Genomic DNA, 8573 nt, shown 5'->3' with positions numbered 1-8573 from the left:
CTCGGGGTCCAACCGGTCGATCTTGTTCCAGACTTCCAGCCGCGGCCGGTCTTGCCCGACCCCCAGCGATGCCAGAATGCTCTCCACGTCCTGGGCCTGCGCTTCGGTCTCATCATGGCTGATGTCGCGGACATGCACGATCAGGTCCGCGCCCAGCACTTCTTCCAACGTGGCGCGAAAGGCCGCGACCAGCTCGGTGGGCAGGTTGGAAATGAACCCCACGGTGTCCGACAGGATCACTTCGGGGCCGTCCGGCAGTTCCACCCGGCGCATCGTCGGGTCGAGCGTGGCAAACAGCATGTCCTTGGCCATGACTTCCGCCCCGGTCAGGCGATTGAACAGCGTGGATTTGCCAGCGTTCGTGTAACCCACCAGGGCGACGATGGGAAACGGCACCTTGGCCCTTGCCGCGCGATGCAAGGTTCGGGTCTTGACCACCTTCTGCAATTGCCGGCGCAGACGCACCAGTTGCTCGTCAATGGCCCGGCGGTCGGCCTCGATCTGGGTTTCACCGGGACCGCCGACAAAACCCAATCCGCCCCTTTGCCGTTCAAGGTGGGTCCAGGCCCGCACCAACCGCGTGCGCTGATAGCTGAGCGCGGCCATTTCGACCTGCAGCACGCCTTCCCGGGTGCGGGCGCGGTCCGAGAAGATCTCCAGGATCAGGCCGGTCCGGTCGAGGATCTTGACCTTCCACTCCCGTTCCAGATTTCGCTGCTGGACCGGCGTCACCGGCCCGTCGATCAGCACGAGTTCAATCTCGTTGTCGCGAAACCGCGCGCCAAGTTCCGCGATCTTGCCGCTGCCGAACAGGAGCCCCGGCTGCGCCTTTGGCAGGCGCACGATTTCCGAGCCGATCACGTCCAGATCGGGCAAGGCCGCCGCCAGCGCCACGGCCTCCTCCAACGCCGGTTCGGGCAGCCGGCGGTCGTCGTCTGACTTGATATCGGGATGCAGCACCCAGGCGCGGGTGTGCCTCCGTTCATGTTCCATCAAGAGGCGTCTTCGCCCTCATACAGGTTGATCGGCTGCGACGGCATGATGGTCGAGATGGCATGCTTGTAGACCAACTGCGACTGTCCGTCGCGGCGCAGAAGCACACAGAAATTGTCGAACCAAGTGATCACGCCCTGCAGTTTCACGCCGTTGATCAGGAAAATCGTAACAGGGACTTTTGCTTTCCGTACGTTGTTCAGGAACGCGTCCTGAAGATTCTGTCTGTCCGAAGCCATATTTTTATAATCTCGCCATTGTTCTTGCTACGCGCTGCGGACCAACGCGCTCCCTCCGGCGGAGTATGGAGTGCTGCGGCGGAATATTCCAGACGAAAAAAGGGATTATGTGACGCAACGTCAATAGGCTTGTTCAACGGCGCCAGAGCGACGGTGTGATGAGCGCGATGATGGCCAGCGTTTCCAGTCGGCCGATGATCATCGCGGCACAGAGCGCCATCTTGGCCCCGGCCCCCAGTTCCACCAGGCGAATGGGAATCTCGGTCGCCGTTTCAATCAGCGGGCCGGTCGTCGTGAGCGCCGCGATGGTCAGGACCATCGACTGTTCGAAACTCGATCCCAAAGCGGCCAGCAAGACACAGAACGTGGTCAGGGAAATGGCGAACAGCATGAAGAAGATCCAGGCAATGAAAGCCCCGTCACGCTGGATGCGCCGGTTGCCGGCGCCCATGCTGCTGATCGACGACGGGTAGATCAGGCGCTCCATCTCGCGCAGCCCGTTGAGGTAGAGGGCGAAGACCCGCAGCAGCTTGACGCCCCCGGCCGTCGTGGCGACGCCGCCACCCACCATGGCGAGCCCCATCAGGATCAGGCCCGGCGTACCGAGGCCCGACCACTGCCGGGCTTCGGCCCAGTCCGAGCTGACAAAACCCGTCGTGGTGAGAAAGGACATGACGGTGAACACGCCGCCCCACAGTGACCGCGCCCCGAACTCGGCGTTCATTTGGGCATCCACGTCATAGGCCCCCAGCCAGTGCCGGAAGAACAGGATCAACGGCACCGAAACGACGAACATCAGACCGATGCGGAACTCGGGATCCTTGTCCAGCCGCGTGTAGCCCGAGGCCGCCGTATCCGACGAGAAGGTGAGGCGTGACAAGGCGAAGAACATGAACAGGAACAGGATGGCCTCACCGGTCAGCCCCGCGGTCGAGCCCTGGATCCCGCCCACCGGCGAAATGCCGGATGTGGCCATGACCGACATCGCGTGGCAGATCGCGGTCAGACCTCTTTCGCCGGCCACGAGCAAGAGCAGCCAGACCACGCCGGTCAGACCGGCATAGACCGGCACCAGAGTCTTGGTGACGCTCAACAGGCGGCCTCGGGGATCGGCCTGCTCGCTTTGCGCCACGCCGAAAACCGCGCGCCCGGGTTCACCCTTGGCCGTCACCTCGAATCCGCCCAGCGACAGCGGAGCGAGGATGGCCGAAGCGGCGACCCACATGAGAAGCCCGCCCATCCACCCGACCTGCGCGCGCCACAGATGCAAGGGGGCCGACAGACGATCGGGGTCGGGAAAGATGTCGGCCCCGGTGGTGGACAGGGCACTGACCATGTCGAAATAGGCGTTCAGAAAAGTCGTGGTGCCCAGCGCATCGTGCAGTGGAATCGCCAGAAAGACGGGAATCAGCGCAAATGTGGCAAGCAGGGCCGCCAACTGTCCCAGCGTTCCACGCCTGGGCACCCGGTTGAGCATAGCCAGCCCGATCAGGGTCGCGATCACCAGCCCGACCAGACCGGAATAGAAAAAGGATTGCGAGGTCTGGTGGTCGTCCAGCGCCAGCGCATAGATCGCCGGAACCCACATCGCAAGTGCGGCGATCCCCCAGATCAGCAGAAACAGCGGCAAGCGCCGAAAGGTTCCGATGTGTTGTTGCGCCCGCGTCGCCATCAGAAGAAATCGATCGAAACCTGCATCAGGCGTTCGACCTCGGCCACGTCATCCGCCATGGCAAAGATCGCCACGACGTCCTTTTCCTCGATCCGCAGGCTGCCGGTCGGGCGAACCACCTCGTCGCCCTTGCGCACGGCACCCACAAGTACCCCCTCGGGAAAGTCGATGTCGCGCAGTTTCTGACCGGCCATCGGCGAGGTGGACAGCACCTCGGCCTCGATGACTTCGGCTTCGGCATCCCCGATCGAATAGACCTGGCGCACCCGCCCGTGCCGGATATGGCGGAGGATCGAACTTACGGTCGTCGCGCGCGGGTTGATATAGGCGTCGATCCCCAAAGGCCCCATCAACGCGACCATGCTGGGATCGTTGATCAGCGCGATGGCCAGCGGGCACCCTTCTGCCTTGGCCCTGACCGCGGCCAGCATGTTGGTGCGGTCATCGTCCGTCACGGCCAGCATCGCGTCGGCGCGGTCGATGCCGGCTTCGCGCAGCAGGGCGGAATCGAGACCGTCGCCGTTCAGAACGATGGTCCGCTCCAGCACCTCGGCCGCCAGTTCGGCACAGCGCCTGTCGCGCTCGATGACCTTGGCCCGGGCCCGGCCTTCTCGTTCTTCCAAGGTTTTCGCGACTTCCAGGCCGACATTCCCGCCGCCCACGATGACGACCCGGTCCTGCTTTTTCTGTGTCTTGCCGAAAACCTCCATGGTGCGGTCCACGTCCTGAACCGACGTGAACACATAACACTCGTCCCCGACGAACAGTTGATCGTCCGGTTCCGGCGCGAACAGGGTTCCGGCACGCCGGACCCCCACCACGATCGAACTCAACGTCGAGAACAAGTCGGTGAGCTGGCGCAGCGGCGTGTTGACGATGGGGCAGTCCTCGTCCACGCGGATCCCGAGCAATTGGGCCAGCCCGTCCATGAACAGCTCGGTGTCAAATGCGGCCGGGGCCGACAGACGGCGCATGGCGGCCGCGGCCACTTCGCGTTCGGGGCTGATCACCACGTCGATGGGCAGGTGATCGCGCCGGTAAAGATCCGAATGAATCGCATCCAGATAGGATTTTGCGCGCAGGCGGGCGATCTTGCGCTGGATCGAAAACACCGAATGGGCCATCTGACAGGTGACCATGTTCACCTCGTCCGAATGCGTTGCGGCGATGATCATGTCGGCATCGCGCGCGCCGGCCCGGTCCAGAACGTCCGGATAGCTGGCAAAGCCCGCGATCCCCTGAACGTCCAGCGTCTCGATGGCCCGGCGCACGAGGTCGGGGTTGTTGTCAACCACGGTGACATCGTTCAACTCGCCCGACAAATGGCGCGCAATCTGCCACCCCACCTGTCCCGCGCCGCAAATGATGACCTTCATAGTCCTGGCCCCTCTGCCTGAGGGTTTTGAATGACAGATGCCTTTCAGGCGGTCAATTCAATTGTCAACGCATGGGCGCTGGGGCAAGCTAAGGCCATGAAAACAGTGATACGCACCAGCCTCTTTGCCCTGTGTCTGACGGCCTGCGGGCCGTTGTCGATCTACTACCGCGAGGGCGCGACGGTGTCGCGGATGCAGACCGAAACCACCGATTGCCAGGTCAAGGCGCTGAAGGATGCACCGGTGGCCAACCAGGTGCGCCAGCGTCCGCCGATCTACTACCCCGGCCGCACCGTCTGCAACAGCGCCGGGCAGTGCTATTACACGGGCGGCTGGTGGCAACCCGGCAGCATCTATTCGGTGGATGTGAACGAAGGACTTCGCAACCGGGTCGAGGCGCAGTGCATGGCCCAGAAGGGGTATCGCCCCGTCAGCCTCCCGCCCTGCCGGCAGAACGTCAAATCGCAAGTACCGCCAAGTCGCACGACGACCTTGCCACCGCTTTCCGGAGGCTCGTGCTATGTCAAGTTCGACGATGGCACGTTCCAGATCATCAGCCCGCGTTCGGCGGGATGAGGCGCGATTGCCTCATTCCGCCGGTTCCGGCTCGTCCACATGCGCCACCCGCGCGCCGGACTTGTTCGACGTGACCACGCCGAGCGATTTGAGCTTGCGGTGCAGCGCGCTGCGCTCCATGCCGACAAAACTCGCGGTTCGGCTGATATTGCCGCCAAAACGGTTGATCTGAGTCAGCAGATACTCCCGCTCGAAGGCTTCCCGTGCTTCCCTCAAGGGCAGCGTGGCAAGCGCCCCGGACAGAACCACGCGGCCCTCGTCGGCGGCCCCGTTGTCCTCGTTGGGCAGTTCGCGGGCCTCGATGGGGCCTGACCCGTCGCCCAGGATCAGCACACGCTCGACCAGGTTCTTGAGCTGGCGCACGTTCCCGGGCCAGGTCATCGTCTGCATCAGCGCAACCGCCTCGTCGCTCAATTCGCGAATCGGCAAGCCTTGAGTTTCATTGCACATTTCGATGAAGTGCTGCGCCAGCAGCGGAATGTCCTCGCGCCGTTCCTCCAACGACGGCACCGCGATCGGGACAACGTTCAGACGGTGATACAGCTCTTCCCGGAACCGTTCGGCCCGGATTTCGCCCTCCAGATCCCGCGTGGTCGAGGAGATCACGCGCAGATCCACGCGCACCTTGTCGGTCCCGCCGACGCGCTGGAACTGCTGATCCACCAGAACCCGCAGGATCTTGGACTGTGTACCCAGCGGCATGTCGGCCACTTCGTCGAAATAGATCACACCGCCATGCGCTTCTTCGAGCAGGCCGGATTCAATGCCTCGTTCAGGCGATTCCCGGCCGAACAGGACCTCCTCCATCCGTTCCGGCTCCATACCGGCGCAGTTCACCGTCACGAACGGCGCGTTGGCGCGGTTGGAATGAGCGTGAATGTATCGGGCCGCGATTTCCTTGCCGGAACCGGCAGGGCCGCGCAGCATCACGCGCCCGTTCGATTTGGTCACCTTGTCAAGCTGGCCCTGCATCGCGCGGAACGCGGCGGATTTTCCGATCATGTCCGCCGAGCTGACCTCGCGCCGTTTCAGGGCGGCGTTCTCGCGCCGCAGTCGTGAGGTTTCCATGGCCCGCCGGATCACCACCATCAACTGATCGATGTTGAAGGGCTTTTCGATGAAATCATACGCCCCCTGCTTGATGGCCGCGACCGCAATCTCGATGTTGCCGTGACCCGAGATGATCACTACCGGTACGTCCGGGTTGTCCCGTTTGACCGATTTCAGGATGTCGATGCCATCCATGCGGCTGTCCTTGAGCCAGATGTCGAGGATCAGAAGCCCCGGAGGTTCGGCATTGATGGCCGCCATGCACTCGTCCGAGGTGCCAGCCAGCCGGGTGGAATACCCTTCATCCTCCAGAATGTCCGACACCAGTTCGCGAATATCGCGCTCGTCGTCTACGATCAGAATATCACTCATGATTGGCCTGCTTTCATTTTTGGTTTGACCGCCTGCTTGCTCGGCGCGGTATTCGGGCCGGTCTGTTCAGCCGGCAATCGGATCACGGCCATTGCGCCATAATGGTCCTGTCCGTCGAATATCGGCGCATCCTCGAGCGCGAGGGTGCCGCCATGTTCCTCGATGATCTTCTTGACGATGGGCAGGCCAAGACCGGTGCCCTCGTCCCGCGTCGTTACATAGGGTTCGAACAGCCGCGCCCGGTCCTCGGGCAGGCCGATGCCGTTGTCCGCAATGGTGATCTGCGTCGCGTCTTCTGCAGTCGTCAGTGCCACGCGGATCTGTGGAGTCAGATTTCCCGGAGCGCCTTTTTTCTTCAGGCTTTCAATGGCTTCCCCGGCATTCTTGATCAGATTTGTAAGCGCCTGATTCAGCATCGTGGCATCCACGTCCGCAAAGACCTGTGTCTCCGGCAGATCCGCCTCGATGGTGACATCAGGCTGTCCGGCCTGTTGCAGCAGGACCGCCTCGCGCACCAGCGCGACCAGGTCTTCTTCATGCCGGTCCGGTTCGGGCATTCGCGCAAACTTGGAGAACTCGTCCACGATCCGGCGCAGGTCGTTGGTCTGGCGCACGATGACATCGGTCATCGATTCCAGAACGTCGCAATCGGCCTCGTCCAGCTTTCGCGAGAACTTGCGCTTGATCCGTTCCGCGCTCAACTGGATCGGCGTGAGCGGGTTCTTGATCTCATGCGCGATCCGGCGCGCCACATCGCCCCAGGCCGCCATGCGTTGCGCGCTGACCAGGTCGGTCACGTCGTCGAACGCCACCACATACCCTTCCAGCCCTCCATCCTCGTTGCGCCGGGTGGACATGCGCACCAGCAGGTTTTCCAACCGCCCCTTGCGGGTCACTTTGATCTCGCCCTGCACCGTTTCCTGAGAACCGGTCATCAGGGTCTCGAACAGCGGCAGGAATTCGGGCACCGCGATCCCCAGCGCAAGGCTCTGACGGTCGCCCGACCAGTCCAACAGACGTTCCGCCGAACGGTTGACGAATGTCACCCGCCCTTCGGAGTCGAGCCCCACCACCCCGGAGGTGACCGAACTGAGCACCGAGTCGAACAGCCTCCGGCGGCGCTCGATTTGGCGGGTGTTTTCCAGCAAGGTGTCCCGCTGTGCCTTGAGCTGGCGCGTCATCTGGTTGAAATAGCGTCCCAGCATGGCGATCTCATCCTCGCCGTCGCCTTCGGCAACCTGAACGCTCAGGTCGCCCGCTCCGACACGCTGGGCCGCGGTGGTCAGCCCGCCCACCGGGCGCGAGAGCCGTTCGGCAAACCACATGCCCAGCGACACCGCCGCAAGGATTAGGATCACGGCAAATCCCAGATAGAGAAGACCGAATTCGAACAGGACGCGCCCGCGTTCGCTTTCGAGCTGCTGATAGAACCGCGCCGTTTCCTTGGTCTCGTCCAGCAGATTGAGGATCTCGCCATCCACTTCGCGGCTGACATAGAGATAGCGGTCGAGATAGACGCGCAGCGGCACCAGCGCGCGGAATTCGCTGTTGCTCCAGTCCTGGATGATCACGATGCCTTCCTTGTCGGACTGGGCGATCTCTTCCTCGGTGGGGCGCTCGTAGTTGAACAGATAGGACCGGTCGCCACGGGCGCGGATCTCGCCACTTCCGTCGATGATGTAGGCTTCGCGGAGGCCGCGCTGGATCTGCCCCTGCCCCTGCGCCAGCACCTCGCGCAATTCCGCGTCCGTGACGAAATAGTTCAATTGCCGCGCGCCATCGAGGTAGCGCGCCAGAACGATGGCGTCCTGCCGCAGACCTTCGCGGTGTTCCTGCTCATAGGCTTCCGCGGCCGCCAGAGAAGAGCCCACCACCTGCCGGACGCGGTCCGAAAACCACCCCTCAAGGCCGATATTGATGGTGAGCCCGGCAAAAATCGCGACCGTGACCGTCGGCACCAGAGTCAGCAGGGTGAACGCGCCGATCAGACGCAGATGCAGGCGGGAGCCCGCCGATTTCGCACGCCGGGCCGCGATGAGTCGGCCCAGCTGACTCAGCACCAGGGCCGCAAGGACAAGGATGTAGACGAGGTCCGCGAGCAGGACGAGACGCAGTGTCGGGGCAGAGGCGCCCAGATCAAACGGGCCGATCACCAAGTAGGTGACCAAGGCCAGAACCGGCCCCAGAAGAACAAGCCCCAAAGTCCCGATATTGCGCAATTTTCGGGATTTGCGCCACTGGGTGATCGATGGGATTGGCCCGTACTGTGACCGGGTTGCCACCTGCTGCCCTCAT

At 63.0% G+C, this 8573-nt stretch carries 7 protein-coding genes; 1 reads left to right on the top strand and 6 read right to left on the bottom strand.

Annotation, left to right across the window (positions count from 1 at the left end; genetic code table 11):
- From hflX to trkA, 4 genes are all read right to left on the bottom strand, one after another.
- On the bottom strand, window positions 1-993 hold a 993-nt coding region (hflX, locus tag AC2FNJ_RS17650), incomplete at its 3' end, for a GTPase HflX (protein ID WP_496766066.1).
- Entirely contained in the window at window positions 993-1232 is a 240-nt protein-coding gene (gene hfq, locus AC2FNJ_RS17645; protein WP_005982826.1) for an RNA chaperone Hfq, read from the bottom strand. The genes hflX and hfq, both read right to left, overlap by 1 nt.
- A gap of 133 nt (window positions 1233-1365) precedes the next feature.
- Window positions 1366-2904: a TrkH family potassium uptake protein gene (locus AC2FNJ_RS17640; RefSeq protein WP_496766064.1), complete on the bottom strand. Its 1539-nt coding sequence runs from the start codon at window positions 2902-2904 to the stop codon at window positions 1366-1368.
- Window positions 2904-4280: a Trk system potassium transporter TrkA gene (gene trkA, locus AC2FNJ_RS17635; protein WP_496766063.1), complete on the bottom strand. Its 1377-nt coding sequence runs from the start codon at window positions 4278-4280 to the stop codon at window positions 2904-2906. The genes AC2FNJ_RS17640 and trkA overlap by 1 nt, the downstream gene beginning before the upstream one ends.
- A gap of 96 nt (window positions 4281-4376) precedes the next feature.
- Between trkA and AC2FNJ_RS17630 the strand changes: the two genes are divergently transcribed.
- Window positions 4377-4856: a hypothetical protein gene (locus tag AC2FNJ_RS17630; RefSeq protein WP_496766061.1), complete on the top strand. Its 480-nt coding sequence runs from the start codon at window positions 4377-4379 to the stop codon at window positions 4854-4856.
- 12 nt (window positions 4857-4868) lie between these two features.
- Here AC2FNJ_RS17630 and ntrX read toward each other — a convergent pair whose 3' ends face one another.
- Together ntrX and AC2FNJ_RS17620 are read right to left on the bottom strand one after the other, a co-directional pair.
- On the bottom strand, window positions 4869-6278 hold the full coding sequence (ntrX, locus tag AC2FNJ_RS17625) for a nitrogen assimilation response regulator NtrX (protein WP_496766059.1): 1410 nt from the start codon (window positions 6276-6278) through the stop codon (window positions 4869-4871).
- Window positions 6275-8560: a sensor histidine kinase NtrY-like gene (locus AC2FNJ_RS17620; protein WP_496766057.1), complete on the bottom strand. Its 2286-nt coding sequence runs from the start codon at window positions 8558-8560 to the stop codon at window positions 6275-6277. Before AC2FNJ_RS17620 ends, ntrX begins: the two co-directional genes overlap by 4 nt.
- Window positions 8561-8573 lie beyond the last annotated feature (13 nt).

The organism is Ruegeria sp. BHSB196 (assembly GCF_059613135.1).
This window is presented reverse-complemented; position numbering and strand designations above follow the sequence as displayed.